Below are 18,419 nucleotides of genomic sequence, written 5' to 3'. Positions count from 1 at the left end.
CGGCGCCCGGGGTTCAGAGGCCGTAGCGGGCGAGGACGTCGCGTTTGCGGGGCGCGAGGAACTTGCGGGTCATGCGGGCGGTGGTGAGCCAGGCGATGGCGTCGCCGTTCCTGGTGCTGGCGAGCATCCGGTCGACCAGGTAGGGCGCGACGTCGTCGACGTGGTCGCACAGGATGTTGAGGATCTTGCGCTGCTTCGCCACCTGGTCCGGGGCCGCGGCGGCCTCCCGGAGCCAGCCCTCGGTGATGAGCATGCCGGGGCTGACCTGCCCGACCCGGACGGCGGTGCCGTCGACCTCCTTGACCAGCGCGCGGGTGAAGGAGTCCAGGCCGCGCTTGGTGGCCGAGTAGACGCCCATGCCCGGCCGGATGCGGCCGTCGCTGCCCCCGCCGAGGACGTTGAAGACCTGGCCGCCGCCCTCGCCGCTCATGCCGCGGACCGCGGCCTGGGAGCCGTACACGGTGCCCAGCATGTTCGTCGTGACCATCGCGCGGACTTCGCCGGCCGTGGTCTCGACGATGGGACGGGTCGTGTGCGCGACACCGGCGTTGTTGATCCACAGGTCGACTCCGCCGAGCGCGTCCACGGCGTCGTCCCACAGCGCCTCGACCTGCGCGGCGTCGGTGACGTCCACGGCGCGCCCGTGGACGGTGACGCCGTCGGGCGCGTTCTTGCGCAACTGTTCGGCGGTTTCGTCCACCGTCGCCTGGCTGCGGCCCGTAACGACCACGGAATGCCCGCGCCGGACCAATTCGGCCGCGAGCGCGCGGCCGATTCCCTGAGTGCTGCCGGTGACGACCGCCTTGCGCATGGCTACTCCCGGAATGGAGGCGGGCACGAATAACGAATTGGTCCGGACACCGCATCCGGAATGCGTTGAGCTTACTTGGCCGCCACGTCCCCGGATAGATCGGCGACGCCATTGATCGCGGCGGACCGTGCGGTCAACCGGCCACGGTCAGCTCATAATCCGCCGATGTGCGGAAGCCGCCGCTGCTTCCGCGGATGCCGACCTTGTGCGGACCGGGCGCCAGCGGCGGGAGCACGCCCCAGAGCCCGCATCCGTACGCGCTGACGGAACCCTCGTCACTGGCCGGATTGCCGGCGACACCCGTGATCGTGATGGGCGTGGCCGGCCAGCGCTTCAGCGCCACCTTCTTCCCGTCCAGGGTCAGTGTCCCGGCCGCCACGTCCATGAAGCCCGCGCAGTCCTCTCTGAGACCGCGCTGGTTGACGACCGGCGCGACGATCGTGCGGCCGGCCGGCACGGCGCAGCGGCGCGTCACGGAGCCGCCGAACGTCCCGGCCAGGAACCAGACGTCGGACGGCTGGCCGACCGCGCAGAACTCTCCCGTGGTGTCCTCGACCGGGTTGCGTCCCGAGGGCGAGCCCGCGGCCCAGCTCCACCAGGCCGACTGCAGGTCGCCCGGGTCCTGCGATCCGACGACGGCGCCACCGCTCGGCGAAGGCGACGCGCTCTCGGTCGCGGCATCGGCACCGGCCGAGGCGGCGGTACCGTCCGGCTTCTCCTCGGCGCACCCGGCGACCAGCCCCAACACGACCAGCGAAACCACCATCCGACCACGAATCATCGCCGCAGATTAGCGCAAACCTGATCTTCTTTCGCCGAATAGTGACGTCCCGGCGGAACACGAACCAGTGCAAATCACGCCCAGACCACACCGACCGCACCCGATCACGCCACCGCACGTCCGCCTTCGGGGGCGTCAGGCGGCCTTTTGGGGGGTGACGGCGGTCGTCACGCGGCGGGCGAAGGCGCCTATCTCCTGGATGGCGATCAGGCCCTCGCGGGAGAGGTCGGCGAAGATCTGGAAGACGTGCGCCTGGCCCTCCCAGATCTGCAGGGTGCAGGCGACGCCGGCGGCGCCGAGGCGTTCGGCCATCAGTTCGGCGTCGGCGAGGAGGACCTCGATGGAGCCGACGTGGATGAGGGTCGGGGGCAGACCGGCGAGGTCGGCGTGGACGGGCGACAGCCACGGGTCGGTCAGCTCGGCGCCCGGGAAGCAGGTGCGGACCATGTCCCACATGCGCCGGGCCGGGATGAACGGGTCGAGCGGGGCGTTGGCGTGGGCGATCTTGACGTCGATGTCCAGGTCGGCGAACGGGGACAGGGCGGCGATCCCGGCGGGACGGGGCAGGCCCGCGCGCAGGGCGTGCAGCGGGGCCATGAAGGCCAGGTAGCCGCCCGCGGAGTCGCCCGCGATCACGATGTCGTCCGGGTCGTGGGTCTCGAGGAGCCACCGGTAGGCGTCCACGCAGTCGTCGATGGACGTCTGGATGGGCACGCGCGGCTGCATGCGGTAGGCGACCGACAGGACGGGCATGTCGGCGGCCTGCGAGATCCGGGAGATCATCCGGCGGTGGGTGCGCAGGCCGCAGGCGACGAAGCCGCCGCCGTGGAAGTAGAGGATCACCCGGTCGGAGTCGGCGGGCACGCCGCGGCCGCGGACCCATTCGGCCGCGCAGCCCAGCCCCGCGACCCTGGTGACCCGGGTGCCGCGCGGCGACGGCATGAGGGCCGCGCCGAGGTCGAGCAGGGGCGCGAAGCGGAGGGTGAGCGGGGTCCAGGGCAGCCGGGTGACGAGCGGCCGCATGAACACGCGCATCAGCCGGGCGGCGGCCCGCGCGCCCCGTCCGCATCCCGCGCGCTGTTCGATCACCGGTGCGAGCGCCATGTGCAGTTCCTCCCGCCGTCGTGGACGGGAGTGTACCAAGTAAGTGCTTGGGTGCCTACGGGTGCAGGACGGCGTCGGGCGGGCCGGTGGCCGCGCCCGTGAACCGCACCGTGAGGCCGCCGCCCTCGGGGGCGCAGCAGTACGGGCCGGCCGCGGCCTCGACGCCCGGCGGGAACGGCGCCAGGCGGATCATCCGCCAGGGGTCCGAACCCGCGCGCGCCCGGATCGTGACGGCGTCGCCCGAGCGGCTGGCCCGGAGGGTCACCTCCCGGCCCTGCCAGGGCACGGGGGCCGAGGACCAGTCGGAGGCGCCGTTCGTCACGACCGCGCCCAGTTGCAGTGCGCCGTCGCAGTACTCGACGCCCGCCTTGATCCAGGTCTCCTCGTCCAGGCGCACGAGGAGGCCCGCCTGGTCGAACTGGTGGTCGTAGTCGGCGACGAACGAGACCTCCACCGCGGCCTCCGCGCCGAGCGGCGACAGGAGGGCGTGGCCGCTGTCGCGGTCGTAGCCGTAGGACGTCGTCCGCCAGAAGTCGCTGCCGTTGGCCGCGGTGACGAGCAGCGCGGAGCCGTCCTGGACGGCCGCGACGGGCGGGTTGAGCCATGCGCCGGTGATCATGTCCCGGAATCTACGGAAGGGGTGGGGTTATCTCCACCATCTCCGATGGACCTTTCCTCCGGTTTTCATGGAGCTGGGCCCAGTGCCCGCCGAAGTGTCGGACGCAAGGGTTGTGATTGGACGGGATCACGGCACGGGGAGGGCACCATGGCGAGCGCGGCGACGCTGGGCGCGATGCGGGACAGGGCACGGCCGCTGCTCACCGAGGTGGGCCTGCTGGCCGTCCTGTTCGCGTTCTACAAGTGGGGTCGGACGCTGATCGAGGAGGGCCCCGCCGAGGCGATGTCGAACGCCGCCCGGCTGTGGGCGTTCGAGCGCTCGTGGCTGCCGAGCGAGGTCGGGCTCCAGGACTGGGCGCTCGGCTGGGAGCACACCGCCTTCCTGTCCAACCTCTACTACGTGACCGTCCATTTCCCCGGGACGGCGCTGCTGCTGACCTGGCTCTACGTGCGGCACCGGGGGTCCTACGCGAGGGTGCGCACCGAGCTGGTGCTGCTGACGGCGGCCGGGCTGGCGGTGCACCTGCTGTTCCCGCTCGCGCCGCCGCGGCTGGCGGGCGTCGGGGCCGTCGACACGATGCTGACCGTGGGCCCGTCCGCGTATCCCGCGGCGGCGGACGGGATCGCCAACCAGTACGCGGCGATGCCGTCCCTGCACATCGGGTGGGCCATCCTCGTGGCGGTCGCGGTGGTCCGGGCGTCGCGGAGCCGGTGGCGGTGGGTCGTCGCCCTGCACGCGCCCGTCACGGTGTTCGTGGTGGTCGTGACCGCCAACCACTACTGGACGGACGGGATCGTCGCCGCCGTCCTGCTGGCCGGCGCCATGGCGCTGGTTTCGGTCGCCGGCAGGGTGCGGCAGGGTGGGGTGCATGTTGCCGACGCATACGAGCGCCCAGGTACCGGACGTCCCCGTGGCCCTGTTGCCGGTGGGGAGCTTCGAGCAGCACGGACCGTTCCTGCCGCTGGCGACGGACACGGTGATCGCCTGCACGCTCGCGGCGGAGATCGCGAAGACGCATGCGGTGCGGACGCTCCCGCCCGTGACGATCTCGTGCTCGCATGAGCACGCCGGCTGGCCGGGCACGGTGAGCATCTCGGCGGCGACCCTGCACGCGGTGGTCAGGGACGTCGCCGAGTCGCTGCGCGGGGCCGGGGTGCCGAAGCTCGTGCTGGTCAGCGGCCACGGCGGCAACTACGTCCTCGGGAACGTCGTGCAGGAGGCGCACGGGGACATGGCGCTCTTCCCGGGGTTCGAGCAGTGGGAGGAGGCCCGGCGGGCGGCGGGCGTCGAGACGTCCGGCGACAGCGACATGCACGCCGGGGAGCTGGAGACCTCGATCCTGCTGCACGCCCACCCGGAGCTGGTCCGCGCCGGGTACGAGGCCGCCGATCATCTGGCCGATGACCGGCGGCATCTGCTGACGGCGGGGATGGCGGCCTACACCGGGTCGGGCGTCATCGGACGGCCCTCACTGGCCCGCGCCGACAAGGGCCGGGACGCGCTGCGGAACCTGGTCGCGGCGTTCGGGGACGTCCTCGCGGTGCTTCAGCAGCAGGGTCGCGGCGCCGGGCAGGCACGAGATGAAGCTCAGCACCCCGTACACGACGGAGACGGTGAGGCCCTGCGCTGAGCCGAGCCCGGCGGCGCCGAACGCCAGGGCGAGGACGGCCTCGCGCGGCCCCCAGCCGCCCACGTTGATCGGCAGCACCATCACCAGCAGCGCCAGCAGCAGCAGCGGGAGCAGCCGCAGGACCGGCGCCGTCGCGCCGGTCAGGCGGGCCGCGACGACGAACAGCGCCAGGTGACCGGCGAGCGCCGCGAACGACAGGCCCACGACGCCCGGCCAAACGCGCGCGGCGGCGCGCAGGTCGCTGAACGTGGACGCCAGAGCGGGATGCCTCCAGCGCCCCAGCACCAGCAGAAGCACGAGGACGATCCCCACCGAGACCAGGACCGGGGCCATGGCCGACAGCAGCGCCGGATAGGCGAACAGGGCGGCGATGCCCGCGACGACGGCGACGCCCTGCCCGGCGCACCGTTCGAGGAACACGGCCCGCACGCCGCGGGCGACGTCCCCGGACCGGTGGCCGTGGCTCACCGCACGGTGCACGTCCCCCAGGACGCCCGCCGGCAGCACGGCGTTGAGGAACTGGGACCGGTAGTAGTCGGTGATGGCGCCGGCCACGGGCAGGTGCAGGCCGAGGCGCCGCGCGACCAGCCACCAGCGGACCGCGCTGAGCACCGTGGTCAGGAACCCGATGGCGAGGGCGAGGACGACGGATTCGGAATCGATGGCGTGCAGCGCCGCCACGAAGGCGTCCGTGCTGTGCCACCACAGCAGCGCGGCCATGATGCCCACCCCGATGACGAGCCGCCCCCAGGGCCAGAGCCTCTTCACGATGTTCCCCCAGGTACGGCGAGCAGATCCAGGTGGTGGACCTCGGCGGTGAGGCGGCCCGCGGCGCACTCGGCGAGGCGGCGGGACAGGTAGTCGTCCGCGGCCGGGGCCAGATCGGGCCGCTGTTCGACGGCGGCGCCGACCCAGCCGCGCAGCCACTCGGCGGTCAGCTCGGCCTGGCCGGGGCCGAGCCGCCACGGGCTCGGACGGGTCAGGACGTGGGCGCCGCGGCCGCCGAACGCCTTGGTCGCGGCGGTGACGGCGTCCGGCCCGAGCAGGCCGCCGCGCCGCTGGTGGGCGTCGAAGGCGGCGGCGAACTCGGCGTCGAGCGGCTCGGACGGGGAGAGCCGCACGCGGCCGACGACCGACAGGGTGAGCAGCGCCGGGCAGCCGGCCGCCGCGGCGATCGTCTCGATCTCGGCGGCGGTGAGCACGTCCAGCAGCGCGGACCCGGTGACGAGCGACGCGCCGACCAGGTCGGCGGCGCGCAGTCCGGCGAGGTCGCCGGTCCGCGTCTCGATCGTCGCGGGCGTCCCGTCCGCGGTCACGTAGGCGTTGGCGCGGGCGCGGTCGAGCAGCGCGGGGTCCCGGTCGTGCAGGATCCAGTGCTGCGGGCCGCGCAGCCGTCCGGCCAGCCAGCGGCCGAGCGCGCCGGTGCCGCAGCCGAGGTCCCAGATGACCAGCGGCCCGTCCGGCGGGAGCGCGTCCCGGAGCGGGCCGAGCAGCTCGCCGGCGCGCGCGGCGGCGTCGGCGCCCTCCCGCAGCGCCAGCCAGTCGGGATCGAAGCCCTCGCTCCGCTCCGTCATCGTCTCCTTGTGGGGGGACGACCCCCCACGCCCCTCGGCAGGTGCCGCACCGATGCCCTCGCTTCGCTCCGTCATCGTGCCTCCCTCCGCAGCCGGGACAGGACGGTGGCCATACGGCGGGACGTGTCGTCCCAGCCGGGCAGCATGCCGCGGCGCAGCCGGGCGGCGGCCCGCAGGCGGCCCCGCAGATGGGGCTCGACGAGCCAGCGGCGCAGCGCGGCGGCCAGCGCGCCCGGGTCGTCCGGCGGGACGAGCAGGCCGGGGACGGCGCCGGTCGGGTCCCAGCCGAGCGTGTCGGGGACGCCGTCCACCGCCGTCGCGACGACGGGGATGCCACGGGCGAGGGCCTCGGTCACCACCATCCCGAACGTCTCGGCGCGGGAGGCGAGGACGAGCAGGTCGGCGGAGGCGTACGCGTCCTCCAGCCGCGTGCCGGTCAGCGGCCCGCGCAGCTCGACGCGGCCGCCGAGGCCGTGCCCGTCGATCAGGCCGCGCACGCGGGTCACGTGGCCGGTGTCGCGGCCGAGCGGCCCGGCGCATTCGCACCGCCAGGGCAGGTGCTCGATGGTGGCGAGGGCCTCGACGAGGACGTCGTGGCCCTTGCGCGGAGTCACCGACGCCACGCACAGCAGGCGGGACACGCCGTCGGTGCCGGACGCGAGCGGCGCCGGGTCGGTCCCCGGGACGACCGCGTGGACGCGGGACGGGTCGAGGCCGTGGTGGGCGATGAGGTGGTCCTTCGCCCACGGGCTGGTCGCGACGACCGCCCCGGCGGCCTCCAGGACCCTGCGTTCGCCCGCGTTCAGGTCGGCCTGCCCGGGTTCGTCCCCGAGCGGCAGGTGGACGAGGACGGCCAGCCGCAGCCGCGCCGCCTCCGGGACGACGATCTCCGGCACCCCGCACGCGACCAGGCCGTCCATCAGGGTGACGGCGCCGTCCGGCAGCGCGGCAAGGGCTTGGGCGAGACCGTCGCGCGCCGCCGCGTCCGGGCGCGGCCACGCGCCCGGCACCGCCACCTCGCGGACGGGACGCCCCGACGCCGCGAGCCCGTCGCACAGCCGCCGGTCGTAGCGGTTGCCGCCGCTCGGCGCCGCGGCGTCGTCGATGCCGCCCGGGACGACGACGCAGATCTCGGCCGCGGCGGACCGGGGGGGCGCTTCCGGCCCGGCGGACGCGGTGGGCGAGTCGGGCGCGGTCATAGGTCGCGCTCGTAACTGGCCCAGGCGACGTGCGACTCGTGCAGTGTCACGACGAGGCCGGACAGGCCGCGCGCGTTCTCGCCCAGCGCCCCCGCGTGGACGCGGTCGGCGAGCCGGTCGGCGATGACCTTGGCGAGGAACTCCGTCGAGGTGTTGACCCCGGCGAAGTCCGGCTCGTCGTCCAGGTTGCGGTAGTTCAGCCCGCCCAGGACCTCGCCCAGCCCGCGGGTGGCGAGCCCGATGTCGACGACGAGCCCGTCCGGGTCGAGAGCCTCCCGGCGGAACGTCGCGTCCACCACGTACGTCGCGCCGTGCAGCCGCTGCGCGGGCCCGAAGACCTCGCCGCGGAAGCTGTGCGCGATCATGACGTGGTCGCGGACGGTGATTCCGAACAACAGCGTCCTCCTCGTATCCGATTCAGTAGACGATCCGGTGGCACAGCACGGGGACCTCGCCGTTCGCGAGCGCCGGCATGACGTCCGGGAGGTCGGCGAACGGGCTCTCCCCGGTGATCAGCGCGTCGAAGGCGGAGTCGGCCAGCAGGCGCAGCGCCAGCGCCAGCCGGTCGGCGAAGCCGCGGCTCGCCCGGCGGGCCGGCGGCACCGCCCCGACCTGGCTGCCGCGGATGGTCAGCCGCCGCGAGTGGAAGAACTCGCCGAGCGGGACGCTGACCCGCCGGTCGCCGTACCAGCTCAGCTCGACGACCTCCCCGTCGGGCGCGAGCAGCTCCAGCGCCCGCGCCAGCCCCGCCTCGGTCGCGCTCGCGTGGACGACCAGGTCGCAGCCGCCCAGCGCCGCCTCGGGCGAGGCGAACTCCACGCCGAGGGCCGCCGCGACGGCGGCGCGCGACGGGTCGGTGTCGACCAGCTGGACCCGGCACCCCGGGAACCCCGCGAGGACCCCGGCGACCGAGCAGCCGACCATCCCGGCGCCGACCACGGCGATGCGGTCGCCGACCAGCGGCGCCGCGTCCCACAGCGCGTTCACGGCGGTCTCGACCGTCCCGGCGAGGACGGCGCGCCCCGGCGGCACGTCGTCCGGGACGACGCTGACCGCGCTCGCCGGAACGACGTACCGGGTCTGGTGCGGGTAGAGGCAGAACACCGTGCGGCCGGCCAGCTCGGACGGCCCGTGCTCGACCACCCCGACGTTCAGGTACCCGTACTTGACCGGGCCCGGGAACGTCCCGTCCTGGAACGGCGCCCGCATGATCGCGTGCTGGTTCGGCGGGACGGCGCCGCGGAACACGATCGCCTCCGTCCCCCGGCTCACGCCCGAGCACACGGTCCTGACCAGCACCTCTCCCGGCCCCGGCGCCGGCAGGACGACATCGCGGATCTCCCCCTCACCGGGCGACCGGATCCAGAAGGCGCGCGCGTCGCGCTCCATCCGTGCTCCTCCCCCGCCCGGCGTCCACCCGCCGGCCGCGCGCGGCGAACAGCCACCGCACGTCCCGGCCGAACGACCACACCAGCAGCGCGAGCGCCGCCGCCACCAGCAGGCCCGCGTACGGGACGACGCCCGCCGCGGCCACGACCAGCACCACGCCCTGCACCACCGCGACGGCCTTGCGCGCGACGCTCGGCCGCAGGTCGGCGCGCAGCCACGGCGCCGCCCAGGCCGCCGCGCCGAACGCGTACCGCATCGCGCCGATCGCCAGCACCCACGCCCCCGCCGTCCAGGCGACCTCGACGCTCAGCGCCAGCACCAGGAACGCGTCGGTCTCCATGTCGAACCGCGCGCCGAGCCGGGACGCCGTCCCCGTGCGCCGGGCGACCTGGCCGTCCACTCCGTCCAGGACGAGCGCCACCGACGCCGTCACGACCAGCGCCGCGGTGTGCCCGCCGCCTGCGAGATGGCCCGCGACCAGCGCGGCGACACCGCCGGTGAGCACGACCCTGGCCAGGGTCACGTGGTCGGCCGGCCCCAGCGCGCGCCGACGGCGGAACGCCCGACCGAGGAGCGCCCACGACGCCAGCGCGAACACGACGCCCACGGCCAGGCCCGCGTGGCCGGGACGAAGCACCGCCAGCAGCACGGCCTGCGCCGCCACCGCGAGGCCCAGCTCGGGCCCCCGGGTGAGGCGCGGCCGGCGCGGCAGCGGCACGGGCGCCCGCAGCGGGGGCCGCGCCAAGGTCATGGGCCGCGTCATCAGTGCACCTCGCTGACCGGCGCCTCACCGAGCACCCCGGCGTCCAGCTGGGGCAGGTCGTGGCCGAGCCGGTCGCGCTTGGCGGTCAGGTACCGGACGTTGTCGTCGCTGACGGGGACGAGCAGCGGCACCCGCGCCGCGACGGCGACGCCGTAGGACTCCAGCGCGCTGACCTTGTCCGGGTTGTTCGACATGAGCCGCACCGGCCCGACGCCGAGGTACCGCAGGATCCGGGCCGCCGGGCCATAGTCGCGGACGTCCACCGGCAGCCCGATGGCGGTGGCGGAGTCGACGGTGTCGAGGCCCTGGTCGTCCTGCAGGATGTGGGTGCGGACCTTCGCGACGAGGCCGATCCCGCGCCCCTCGTGCCCGCGCATGTAGACCAGGACGCCGGCGCCCTCGCGGACGATCGCGTCCAGCGCCGCGCCGAGCTGGTCCCCGCACTCGCAGCGGGTCGCGCCGAAGATGTCGCCCGTCATGCACTCGGAGTGCATCCGGACGAGCACGTCCCCGCGCTCCCGGACGTCGCCGCGCACCAGCGCCATGTGCTCGTGCCCGTCGACCGGGTCCCGGAACGCGACGGCCCGGAACACGCCGCGCCTGGTCCGCAGATCCGCCTCCGCGATGTCCTTCTCGTCGATGCCCTGCACGCGCATCGCTCCCCTTCCTCGGCTCCGCAATTCACCTCTGGTACGTGGAGACGTATCCGGGTGGTTGCGTCCAAACGGTCCGTATAACGGATGGCACGCAGGGAAGGCACCGCAGGGTTCAGCGTAGGCGCGTCCGAACCACCAAGTCGTGCAGGGCGCGGCGGCCGGCGGGGAAGCCGGGCGGCCCGCTGCGCTCCCGCTCGCCCTCCAGCCGGATCGTCAGGGCGGCGACGTCCTCCTGGAGGCGCGACATGTTCGTCACGCGGGCAGCGTGGCGCAGGGCCGCCGGAGCTGTCGACCACATTATCCCTCCCCTGCAAGACGGTTACAGGACAGGCACAGACTTGCAGAAAGTTTCTGCAAGAGCTTTACGGGCTTGAAACGCGTTGCTAACGTCCCGATCCGTCACCCCCAGTACCGGACTGCGGGACGGCGGCCCGGCGAGGCCCGTCCCCGCGAAGGAGGACACCATGCGGCGCATCCCCCTGATCGGCGGCACGGTCATGTGCGCCGCCGTCGCGCTCTCGCTCTCCGCCTGCGGCGGCGATGACGGCGGCGGCTCCGCGGGCGGCACGGGCGCGGCGGCCCTGGAGGGGCGCGGCCCCATCACCTTCGTCACCGGCAAGGACCGCTCGGGCAACCTGCAGAAGCAGGTCGACGCGTGGAACGCCCAGCACGCGAAGGAGCAGGTCCGCGTCATCGAGCTGCCGGACGAGCCGAACGACCAGCGCCAGCAGATGATCCAGAACGCCACCACCAGGTCGGACGCCTACTCGGTGCTCAACCTCGACGTCGTGTGGACGGCCGAGTTCACTGCCAACCGGTGGCTGGCCGAACTCCCCAAGGACAAGATCGACCTGTCCAGGATGCTGCCCGCGACCATCACCACCGGGCAGTACCGCGACCGGCTGTACGCGGTGCCCTCCACGTCCGACGCCGGGATGCTCTACTACCGCGAGGACCTGCTGAAGAAGGCCGGGATCTCCGCGCCGCCGAAGACCTACGACGAGATGTGGGACGCCTGCGAAAAGGTGCGGAAGCTGCCCGGCGCCAAGGACATCGACTGCTTCTTCACCGAGGTCAACAAGACCGAGAGCATGACGATCAGCGCGGTCGAGGCGATCGGCGGCGCCGGCGGCGCCATCATCGGCGCGGACGGCAAGCCCGCGCTGAACACCCCGCAGGCCAGGCAGGGCGTCGAGTTCCTCGTCAACGCCAAGAAGGAGCACATGCCGAAGGAGGCCGTCACCCTCGACACCGAGGGCGGGCGGCGCTACTTCCAGTCCGGCAGGCTCGTCTTCCAGCGGCAGTGGCCCTACCAGTACGCGCTCGCCAACCAGAAGGACGGCTCGTCCAAGGTCGCGGGCAAGTTCGCGGTCGCGCCGCTGCCCGGCCCGGCCGGCCCCGGCGTCGCCAACCTCGGCGGCCACAACCTCGCCATCTCCGCGTTCGCCAAGAACAAGGCGACCTCGCTCGACTTCGTCCGGTACCTCACCGGTGAGCAGTCGCAGCGCGCCAACCTGCTCGCCACCTCGCAGGCCCCGACCGTCGCCGCGCTGTACGACGACCCGGAGATGGTGAAGAAGTTCCCGTACCTGCCCGTCCTGAAGCAGGCCATCGCGAACGCCCGGCCGCGGCCGGTCGCGGTCAAGTACGGCGACGTGACCGCCGCCATCCAGGGCGAGATGTACGACGCGGTGACCGGTAAGAAGCCCGTCGACCAGGCCCTCACGGACCTGCAGGCCAAGCTCGCCCCGCTGACCGCGCAGTGAGCGGCATGACCACGACCGAGACGCCGTCCGCCGCGGGCACCCCCGCGGCGGGCGCGCCCCGCGCCCGCGCACACGGGCGCGACGTGCAGGGGACGAAGCGGCTCGCGGCGCTGCTGCTGTCGCCGACACTGCTCGTCCTCGCCCTGGTCATCGGGTACCCGGTCCTCGCCGGGTTCCGCGAGTCGCTGTACGCACGCGGCGAGGGCCTGGACGACCAGGGGTTCGTCGTGGAGGGCGACCGGTTCGTCGGCCTCGGCAACTACACGGCGATCTTCCAGGGCGACCGGGCCGACGCGTTCTGGAACGCCTTCTCCAACACCACGTTCTTCACCCTGACGACCGTCGTGCTGGAGACGCTGATCGGCGTCGCGATGGCGCTGATCATGCACCAGGCGTTCAAGGGGCGGGCGATCGTGCGGGCCGGCATCCTCGTCCCGTGGGCGATCCCGACCGCGATCTCCGGCCTGCTGTGGCGGTGGATCTTCCAGGCGGACGGCGCCGCGAACGCCGTGCTCGGCCGGCAGATCCTGTGGACCGCCGACGGGTTCCCCGCCAAGATGGCCGTCGTCATCGCCGAGGTGTGGAAGACGTCCCCGTTCATCGGGCTGCTCGTCCTCGCCGGGCTGCAGATGATCCCCCGGGACGTCTACGAGGCGGCGCGGGTGGACGGCGCCGGCCCCGTCCAGCAGTTCTTCCGCATCACGCTGCCGCTGGTCAGGCCCGCGCTGCTGGTCGCCGTGCTGTTCCGCATGCTGGACGTGCTGCGCATGTTCGACCTGCCCGCCGTGCTGATCGGCGTCAACCAGAAGTCGGTGGAGACGCTGACGATGATCGCCTGGTTCGAGGCGTCCAACCTGCGGTACGGGTCGGCGGCGGCGTACGCGACCGTCCTGTTCCTGTACATCGCGCTGATCGCGTACCTGTTCGTCAAGCTGCTCGGCGCCGACATCATCGGCGTGGCGCGCCAGCGGTCCAGGCGCGAGCGGAGGACGACGCCATGACCCGGACGAAGCGGCTGCTGTCCTACCTCGGGTTCGCGGCGGTGGCGGTCTACTGCCTCGCGCCGTTCTACTGGATGGCGGTCTCGGCGTTCCGCCGCCCGCAGGACCAGTTCGACAACTCGATCGTCCCGTCCCGCTGGTCGTGGGAGAACTTCTCCGCGGTCTTCTCCGGCGGCAACGGGTTCGGGCGCGCCCTGCTGAACAGCGTCATCGTGGCGGGGAGCACCACCGCCCTCACCCTGCTGATCGGGACGTTCACCGCGTACGCGCTGGCCAGGCTCACCTTCCGGTTCAAGAACGCGGTGCTCGGGCTGGTCGTCGCGACCTCGATGTTCCCGGGAATCTCGCAGCTGGTCCCGCTGCTGAAGCTCTTCACGGACATCTCGTGGATCAACACCTACCAGGCGATGGTGCTGCCGAGCCTCGGCTTCGCGCTGCCGCTGTCGGTGTGGCTGCTCACGGCGTTCTTCCGGCAGCTGCCGTTCGAGCTGGAGCAGGCCGCCATGGTGGACGGCTGCACCCGCGGCCAGGCGTTCCGCAAGATCATCGTGCCGCTGGCGGCGCCCGGGGTGTTCACCACGGCGATCCTCACCTTCATCGCCGCGTGGAACGAGTTCCTCATCGCCCTGTCCATGGTCAACAAGAAGGAGATGCAGACCGCCACGGTCGCGATCTCCAAGTTCACCGGCGTCTCCGGGTTCGACCAGCCGTTCGGCACCCAGATGGCGGCCGGGGTGGTCGTGACCGTCCCGCTCATCGCCCTCGTGCTGGCCTTCCAGCGCCGGATCGTCGCCGGGCTCACCGCCGGCGGCGTCAAGTAGCTCCCTGACGGCTCCCGATTCGAAGGATGTTCATGACCCAGGACGCCCTGCTCGCCCAGGCCTCCCACGAGGAGGCGGGCACCCGCTGGTGGCGCGACGCCGTCATCTACCAGGTGTACGTGCGCAGCTTCGCCGACTCCGGCGGCGACGGCGTCGGCGACCTGCCCGGCGTCCGGGCACGGCTGCCCTACCTCGCCGGCCTCGGCGTGGACGCGCTGTGGCTGACCCCGTTCTACGTCTCCCCGATGGCCGACTTCGGCTACGACGTGGCCGACTACCGCGACGTCGACCCGCTGTTCGGCACGCTCGCCGACGCCCGCGACCTGATCGCCGACGCGCACGCGCACGGCCTGCGGATCATCGTGGACGTCGTGCCGAACCACACGTCCGACAAGCACGCCTGGTTCCAGGAGGCGCTCGTCGCCGCCCCCGGCTCCCCCGAGCGCGCCCGCTACATCATCCGGGACGGACGGGGCCCGGACGGCGCGCGTCCTCCCAACGACTGGGAGTCGGTGTTCGGCGGCCCCGCCTGGACGCGGCTGCCGGACGGCCAGTGGTACCTGCACCTGTTCGCGTCCGAGCAGCCCGACCTGAACTGGGAGAACCCCGAGGTCCACGCCGAGTTCGCGGACATCCTGAAGTTCTGGCTCGACCTCGGCGTGGACGGCTTCCGCATCGACGTCGCCCACGGGATGGCCAAGGCCCCAGGGCTCCCGGACGTCGGCCACGCGAACCAGGTCGAGATGCTCGGCACGGCGGTCCTGCCGTACTTCGACCAGGACTCCGTGCACGACATCCACCGCGCATGGCGGCGCCTGCTCGACTCCTACGACGGCGAGCGGATCGCCGTCGCCGAGGCGTGGGCGCCAACACCGCAGCGGCTCGCCGCCTACACCCGCCCGGACGAGCTGCACCAGGCGTTCAACTTCCACTACCTGACCGCCCCCTGGGACGCCGGCGGCCTGCGCGAGGTGATCGAGGAGTCGCTCCGCTCCTCCCGCGCGGTGGGCGCGCCCGCGACCTGGGTGCTGTCCAACCACGATGTGAAACGGCACGTCACCCGGTACGGCGGCGGCGACCGGGGACTCCGCCGCGCCCGCGCGGCGGCGCTGCTGACGCTCGCGCTGCCCGGCTCGTCCTACGTCTACCAGGGCGAGGAGCTGGGCCTGCCGGAGGTCCTCGACCTGCCGGAGGAGTTCCAGCAGGACCCGCAGCGGCTGCGCGGCGAGGGCGCGGGCCGCGACGGCTGCCGCGTCCCGCTGCCGTGGGAGGGCGAGGAGCCCCCGTTCGGCTTCGGCGCGGGCGGCTCGTCCTGGCTGCCGATCCCCACCGCGTGGCGCGACCTGACCGTCGCCGCGCAGAGCGCCGACGCCGGCTCGATGCTGGCCCTGTACCGCGACGCGCTGCGCATCCGGCGCGAACATCCGGCGCTCGGCGACGGTGATGTGCGCTGGGAGTCCGCTCCACCCGGCACACTGGTCTTCGTCCGGGGGAACGGGGGAAGGCGGCTCGCGTGCGCGGTCAACACGGGCGACCGCGCGGCCGGCGTCCCCGTGCGCGGAACACCGCTCCTCGCGAGCGGACCGGTCCACACCGCTGACGGCCACGCGGAGCTCCCCCCGGACACCGCTCTGTGGTGGGACGTCGAGGAGGGCTAACTTGAAACCCATGACGACGCGCCTGGCGGACATCGCGGCACACGCCGGGGTGAGCGAGGCGACCGTGAGCCGCGTGCTCAACGGCAAGCCGGGCGTGTCCCCGACCACGCGCCAGGCGGTGCTCACCGCCCTGGACGTGCTCGGCTACGAGCGCCCGGCCCGGCTGCGCCAGCGGCGGGCCGGGCTGATCGGGCTGATCATCCCCGAGCTGACCAACCCGATCTTCCCTGCCTTCGCCGAGGTGATCGAGAGCGCGCTGGCCCGGCACGGGTACATGGCGGTGCTGTGCTCGCAGGCGCCGGGCGGCGTCGCCGAGGACGACTACATCGAGATGCTGCTGGAGCGCGGCGTCGCGGGGATCATCTTCGTCAACGGCCTGCACGCCAACGCCAACTCCGACCGGGCGCGGTACGCGCGGCTGCTGGAGCAGGCGCTGCCGATCGTCCTGGTGAACGGGTACCGGCCCGACATCGACGCGCCGTACATCTCGAACGACGACGTGGCGTCCCTGGAGGCGATCGTCGCGCATCTGGCCGCAATGGGCCACCGGCGGATCGGGCTCGCGATCGGCCAGGACGTCTACGTGCCGACGCGGCGCAAGACCGAGGGGTTCCGGCGCGCCATGGCGGCGCACACCGATCTCGCGCCGGACGAGGTGGACGGGCTGATCGTCAACACGATGTACACGGTCGAGGGCGGGCAGGCGGCGGCGGCGAAGCTGCTCGACGCGGGCTGCACGGCGATCTGCGGCGGCAACGACATCATGGCGCTCGGCGCGATCCGGGCGGCGCGGGCGCGCGGCCTGCAGGTGCCGGAGGACGTGTCGGTCACCGGCATGGACGACTCGCTCCTGACCGCCTACCTCGACCCGCCGCTGACCACGATCCGGCAGTCGGTGCGGGAGATGTCGATGGCCGCGGTGAGCACCGTCCTGGACGAGATCCGCGGCGCCCGCGCGCCCCGGACGGAGCTGCTCTACCGGCCGGAACTCGTGGTCAGGCGGTCGACGGCCCCGGCTCCTGCGGCGGCCCGGCTGACCCCCGTCACGGAGGGCTGACACCCCCGGCCGGGGGCCATGACCGGGCTCTGACCGGCGGTCGAACATGGCCTGACCATCATGCCCCCGCGGCTAGGTTGTTGTAACGGTTATGTTTCGGCGCATTGACAGTGAGCCCAGTCACGGTCTTTCCTTCGTGGGAGCGCTCCCACAGCACTGCACAACACAACCTGAGAGGGGTCCGCCATGAGGGCCATCATGCGGCGCGGACTGAGTACGGCGATGGCGGCGGTACTCGTCGGCGGCCTCGCCGTCGCGTGCGGCGGCGACGACGGAGACGACGGAGGCACCGACAGCGGGCCGATCGAGCTGACCGTCGACGTCTTCGGCGAGCCCGGCTACGACGCGCTCTACAAGCAGTACGAGCAGTCCCACCCCAACGTGAAGATCAAGCAGCGCAAGGTCTCCACGCTGGACGAGTACAAGCCGCGCATCCAGCAGTGGATGGCCACCGGAAGCGGCGCCGGCGACGTCGTCATGCTGGAGGAGGGCATCCTCCCGCTCTACATGCAGCAGGCGAACAAGTTCGTCAACCTCTTCGACCAGGGCGGCAAGGACCTGGAGAAGAACTTCCTGCCGTGGAAGTGGCAGATGGGCGTCACCGCCGACGGCAAGCAGCTCGTCGGCCTCGGCACCGACATCGGCCCGCTGGCCATGTGCTACCGCAAGGACCTCTTCAAGAAGGCGGGCCTGCCCACCGAGCGCGAGAAGGTCGGCCAGCTCTGGGCGACGTGGGACGAGTTCCTCGCGACCGGGCAGAAGTTCCAGGGGAAGGTGCCCGGCACCAAGTGGCTGGACGGGCCGACCGCCGTGTTCCGCGCCACCGTCCTGCAGAACGCCGGCAACGGCCCCGGTTACAGCTTCTTCGACAAGAGCAACAACCTCGTCTTCGACAGCAACCCGGCCGTCAAGACCGCGTTCGACACGTCCCTGAAGTTCGCCGAGAACAAGCTCACCTCGGACATGTCGATCTTCACTCCGCCGTGGCAGACCGCCCTCAAGCGGAACACCTTCGCCACCCTGCCGTGCCCGTCCTGGATGCTCGGGGGCATCGAGGAGTTCTCCGGCGACTTCGGCAAGGGCAAGTGGGACGTCGCCAAGACCCCGGGCGGCGCCGGCTACTGGGGCGGCTCGTGGCTCGCGGTGCCCAAGCAGACCAAGCACGCGAAGGCCGCCGCCGACCTGGCCAAGTTCCTGACCTCGCCGGAAGGCCAGGTGGCCGCCTACAAGGCGGCGAACGTCTTCCCGTCCTCGCCGCAGGCCGCGCAGGACCCGGCCGTCGCGGGTGCGAAGAGCGCGTACTTCGGCGACGCCCCGGTCGGCCAGATCTTCGGTGAGCTGGCCGCCGGCGTGAAGCCCGTCCACCTCGGGCCGAAGAACGAGGACGTCCGGGCCGCGGTCGAGAACGTCCTGATCTCCGTGGGCCAGGGCAAGCAGAAGCCGGGCGACGCCTGGACGAAGGCCGTGGACGAGGCCAAGAAGGCCGCCAGGTAACCCCCGGCGACCTGTGACCACGGCGGCGGCGCCGCGCCGTTACCTCCCCGCCGGCGCCGCCGCCGTTCCCATCCGGTCTCTCCCCGCCCGTCCCGT

19 protein-coding genes and 1 pseudogene are annotated in these 18,419 nt (G+C 72.9%); 8 read left to right on the top strand and 12 right to left on the bottom strand.

From position 1 onward, the window contains the following. Nucleotides 1-13: 13 nt before the first annotated feature. The 4 genes from SM611_RS07325 to SM611_RS07310 all read right to left on the bottom strand — a co-directional run bounded on the left by SM611_RS07325 (nucleotide 14) and on the right by SM611_RS07310 (nucleotide 3,315). Entirely contained in the window at nucleotides 14-811 is a 798-nt protein-coding gene (locus SM611_RS07325) for an SDR family oxidoreductase (RefSeq protein WP_371948233.1), read from the bottom strand. Nucleotides 812-944: 133 nt separating this feature from the next. Continuing rightward, nucleotides 945-1,577, bottom strand: a complete 633-nt coding sequence (locus tag SM611_RS07320) for a signal protein (RefSeq protein ID WP_371948232.1) — start codon at nucleotides 1,575-1,577, stop codon at nucleotides 945-947. 150 nt (nucleotides 1,578-1,727) lie between these two features. Next, nucleotides 1,728-2,696, bottom strand: coding sequence for an alpha/beta hydrolase (locus SM611_RS07315; protein WP_371948230.1), 969 nt, complete (start codon nucleotides 2,694-2,696; stop codon nucleotides 1,728-1,730). A gap of 55 nt (nucleotides 2,697-2,751) precedes the next feature. Next, on the bottom strand, nucleotides 2,752-3,315 hold the full coding sequence (locus SM611_RS07310; protein ID WP_371948228.1) for a DUF1349 domain-containing protein: 564 nt from the start codon (nucleotides 3,313-3,315) through the stop codon (nucleotides 2,752-2,754). 147 nt (nucleotides 3,316-3,462) lie between these two features. Between SM611_RS07310 and SM611_RS07305 the strand changes: the two genes are divergently transcribed. Both SM611_RS07305 and SM611_RS07300 read left to right on the top strand, forming a co-directional pair. Continuing rightward, nucleotides 3,463-4,377, top strand: a complete 915-nt coding sequence (locus SM611_RS07305) for a phosphatase PAP2 family protein (protein WP_371948227.1) — start codon at nucleotides 3,463-3,465, stop codon at nucleotides 4,375-4,377. Next, nucleotides 4,271-4,783, top strand: a pseudogene (locus tag SM611_RS07300) (creatininase family protein); the annotation flags it as partial. The gene SM611_RS07305 and the pseudogene SM611_RS07300, both read left to right, overlap by 107 nt. On the opposite strand, the gene SM611_RS07295 reads toward SM611_RS07300, so the two are convergent. The 8 genes from SM611_RS07295 to SM611_RS07260 form a co-directional block, all read right to left on the bottom strand. Next, the gene (locus SM611_RS07295) at nucleotides 4,784-5,713 is read right to left on the bottom strand and encodes a lysylphosphatidylglycerol synthase transmembrane domain-containing protein (RefSeq protein ID WP_371948225.1); all 930 of its coding nucleotides are present in this window, start codon (nucleotides 5,711-5,713) and stop codon (nucleotides 4,784-4,786) included. Then, on the bottom strand, nucleotides 5,710-6,519 hold the full coding sequence (locus SM611_RS07290; protein WP_371948223.1) for an SAM-dependent methyltransferase: 810 nt from the start codon (nucleotides 6,517-6,519) through the stop codon (nucleotides 5,710-5,712). Before SM611_RS07290 ends, SM611_RS07295 begins: the two co-directional genes overlap by 4 nt. A 71-nt stretch (nucleotides 6,520-6,590) precedes the next feature. Continuing rightward, complete coding sequence (locus SM611_RS07285; protein WP_371948221.1) at nucleotides 6,591-7,718, bottom strand: glycosyltransferase family 4 protein; 1,128 nt, start codon at nucleotides 7,716-7,718, stop codon at nucleotides 6,591-6,593. Then, on the bottom strand, nucleotides 7,715-8,113 hold the full coding sequence (locus tag SM611_RS07280) for a 6-pyruvoyl trahydropterin synthase family protein (RefSeq protein WP_371948220.1): 399 nt from the start codon (nucleotides 8,111-8,113) through the stop codon (nucleotides 7,715-7,717). The genes SM611_RS07285 and SM611_RS07280 overlap by 4 nt, the downstream gene beginning before the upstream one ends. A 22-nt stretch (nucleotides 8,114-8,135) precedes the next feature. After that, nucleotides 8,136-9,107, bottom strand: a complete 972-nt coding sequence (locus tag SM611_RS07275; RefSeq protein WP_371948219.1) for a zinc-dependent alcohol dehydrogenase — start codon at nucleotides 9,105-9,107, stop codon at nucleotides 8,136-8,138. Beyond that, nucleotides 9,064-9,870 (bottom strand): CDP-alcohol phosphatidyltransferase family protein, encoded by an 807-nt coding sequence (locus SM611_RS07270; RefSeq protein WP_371948218.1) that lies wholly within the window; start codon nucleotides 9,868-9,870, stop codon nucleotides 9,064-9,066. Before SM611_RS07270 ends, SM611_RS07275 begins: the two co-directional genes overlap by 44 nt. Next, on the bottom strand, nucleotides 9,870-10,526 hold the full coding sequence (ribA, locus tag SM611_RS07265; RefSeq protein WP_371948216.1) for a GTP cyclohydrolase II: 657 nt from the start codon (nucleotides 10,524-10,526) through the stop codon (nucleotides 9,870-9,872). The genes SM611_RS07270 and ribA overlap by 1 nt, the downstream gene beginning before the upstream one ends. A gap of 112 nt (nucleotides 10,527-10,638) precedes the next feature. Beyond that, nucleotides 10,639-10,782: a hypothetical protein gene (locus tag SM611_RS07260; RefSeq protein ID WP_371948215.1), complete on the bottom strand. Its 144-nt coding sequence runs from the start codon at nucleotides 10,780-10,782 to the stop codon at nucleotides 10,639-10,641. Nucleotides 10,783-10,990: 208 nt separating this feature from the next. Between SM611_RS07260 and SM611_RS07255 the strand changes: the two genes are divergently transcribed. The 6 genes from SM611_RS07255 (at nucleotide 10,991) to SM611_RS07230 (ending at nucleotide 18,323) form a co-directional block, all read left to right on the top strand. Further along, the gene (locus SM611_RS07255) at nucleotides 10,991-12,292 is read left to right on the top strand and encodes an ABC transporter substrate-binding protein (RefSeq protein ID WP_371948214.1); all 1,302 of its coding nucleotides are present in this window, start codon (nucleotides 10,991-10,993) and stop codon (nucleotides 12,290-12,292) included. A gap of 5 nt (nucleotides 12,293-12,297) precedes the next feature. Beyond that, nucleotides 12,298-13,293 carry a carbohydrate ABC transporter permease gene (locus tag SM611_RS07250; RefSeq protein ID WP_371948213.1) on the top strand — a complete coding sequence of 332 codons (996 nt, stop codon included), beginning with the start codon at nucleotides 12,298-12,300 and terminating at the stop codon, nucleotides 13,291-13,293. Then, complete coding sequence (locus tag SM611_RS07245; protein ID WP_371948212.1) at nucleotides 13,290-14,114, top strand: carbohydrate ABC transporter permease; 825 nt, start codon at nucleotides 13,290-13,292, stop codon at nucleotides 14,112-14,114. The genes SM611_RS07250 and SM611_RS07245 overlap by 4 nt, the downstream gene beginning before the upstream one ends. A 32-nt stretch (nucleotides 14,115-14,146) precedes the next feature. After that, on the top strand, nucleotides 14,147-15,772 hold the full coding sequence (locus SM611_RS07240; RefSeq protein WP_371948210.1) for a glycoside hydrolase family 13 protein: 1,626 nt from the start codon (nucleotides 14,147-14,149) through the stop codon (nucleotides 15,770-15,772). 10 nt (nucleotides 15,773-15,782) lie between these two features. Beyond that, nucleotides 15,783-16,829 carry a LacI family DNA-binding transcriptional regulator gene (locus SM611_RS07235; RefSeq protein ID WP_371948208.1) on the top strand — a complete coding sequence of 349 codons (1,047 nt, stop codon included), beginning with the start codon at nucleotides 15,783-15,785 and terminating at the stop codon, nucleotides 16,827-16,829. 198 nt (nucleotides 16,830-17,027) lie between these two features. After that, nucleotides 17,028-18,323 carry an ABC transporter substrate-binding protein gene (locus tag SM611_RS07230; RefSeq protein ID WP_371948207.1) on the top strand — a complete coding sequence of 432 codons (1,296 nt, stop codon included), beginning with the start codon at nucleotides 17,028-17,030 and terminating at the stop codon, nucleotides 18,321-18,323. The last annotated feature ends 96 nt before the right edge of the window (nucleotides 18,324-18,419 follow it).

The organism is Actinomadura monticuli, assembly GCF_041463655.1.
GTDB lineage: Bacteria > Actinomycetota > Actinomycetes > Streptosporangiales > Streptosporangiaceae > Spirillospora > Spirillospora monticuli.
Note: the sequence above shows the minus strand (reverse complement) of the source record. Positions and strands in the feature narration are given on the sequence as shown.

Excerpts from the sequence above, each read along its gene's own strand:
- SM611_RS07325 (WP_371948233.1), bottom strand. The coding sequence starts at position 811 with ATGCGCAAGGCGGTCGTCACCGGCAGCACTCAGGGAATCGGCCGCGCG.
- SM611_RS07320 (WP_371948232.1), bottom strand. The coding sequence starts at position 1,577 with ATGGTGGTTTCGCTGGTCGTGTTGGGGCTGGTCGCCGGGTGCGCCGAG.
- SM611_RS07315 (WP_371948230.1), bottom strand. The coding sequence starts at position 2,696 with ATGGCGCTCGCACCGGTGATCGAACAGCGCGCGGGATGCGGACGGGGC.
- SM611_RS07310 (WP_371948228.1), bottom strand. The coding sequence starts at position 3,315 with ATGATCACCGGCGCATGGCTCAACCCGCCCGTCGCGGCCGTCCAGGAC.
- SM611_RS07305 (WP_371948227.1), top strand. The coding sequence starts at position 3,463 with ATGGCGAGCGCGGCGACGCTGGGCGCGATGCGGGACAGGGCACGGCCG.
- SM611_RS07290 (WP_371948223.1), bottom strand. The coding sequence starts at position 6,519 with ATGACGGAGCGGAGCGAGGGCTTCGATCCCGACTGGCTGGCGCTGCGG.
- SM611_RS07285 (WP_371948221.1), bottom strand. The coding sequence starts at position 7,718 with ATGACCGCGCCCGACTCGCCCACCGCGTCCGCCGGGCCGGAAGCGCCC.
- SM611_RS07275 (WP_371948219.1), bottom strand. The coding sequence starts at position 9,107 with ATGGAGCGCGACGCGCGCGCCTTCTGGATCCGGTCGCCCGGTGAGGGG.
- SM611_RS07270 (WP_371948218.1), bottom strand. The coding sequence starts at position 9,870 with ATGACGCGGCCCATGACCTTGGCGCGGCCCCCGCTGCGGGCGCCCGTG.
- ribA (WP_371948216.1), bottom strand. The coding sequence starts at position 10,526 with ATGCGCGTGCAGGGCATCGACGAGAAGGACATCGCGGAGGCGGATCTG.
- SM611_RS07255 (WP_371948214.1), top strand. The coding sequence starts at position 10,991 with ATGCGGCGCATCCCCCTGATCGGCGGCACGGTCATGTGCGCCGCCGTC.
- SM611_RS07250 (WP_371948213.1), top strand. The coding sequence starts at position 12,298 with ATGACCACGACCGAGACGCCGTCCGCCGCGGGCACCCCCGCGGCGGGC.
- SM611_RS07245 (WP_371948212.1), top strand. The coding sequence starts at position 13,290 with ATGACCCGGACGAAGCGGCTGCTGTCCTACCTCGGGTTCGCGGCGGTG.
- SM611_RS07240 (WP_371948210.1), top strand. The coding sequence starts at position 14,147 with ATGACCCAGGACGCCCTGCTCGCCCAGGCCTCCCACGAGGAGGCGGGC.
- SM611_RS07235 (WP_371948208.1), top strand. The coding sequence starts at position 15,783 with ATGACGACGCGCCTGGCGGACATCGCGGCACACGCCGGGGTGAGCGAG.
- SM611_RS07230 (WP_371948207.1), top strand. The coding sequence starts at position 17,028 with ATGCGGCGCGGACTGAGTACGGCGATGGCGGCGGTACTCGTCGGCGGC.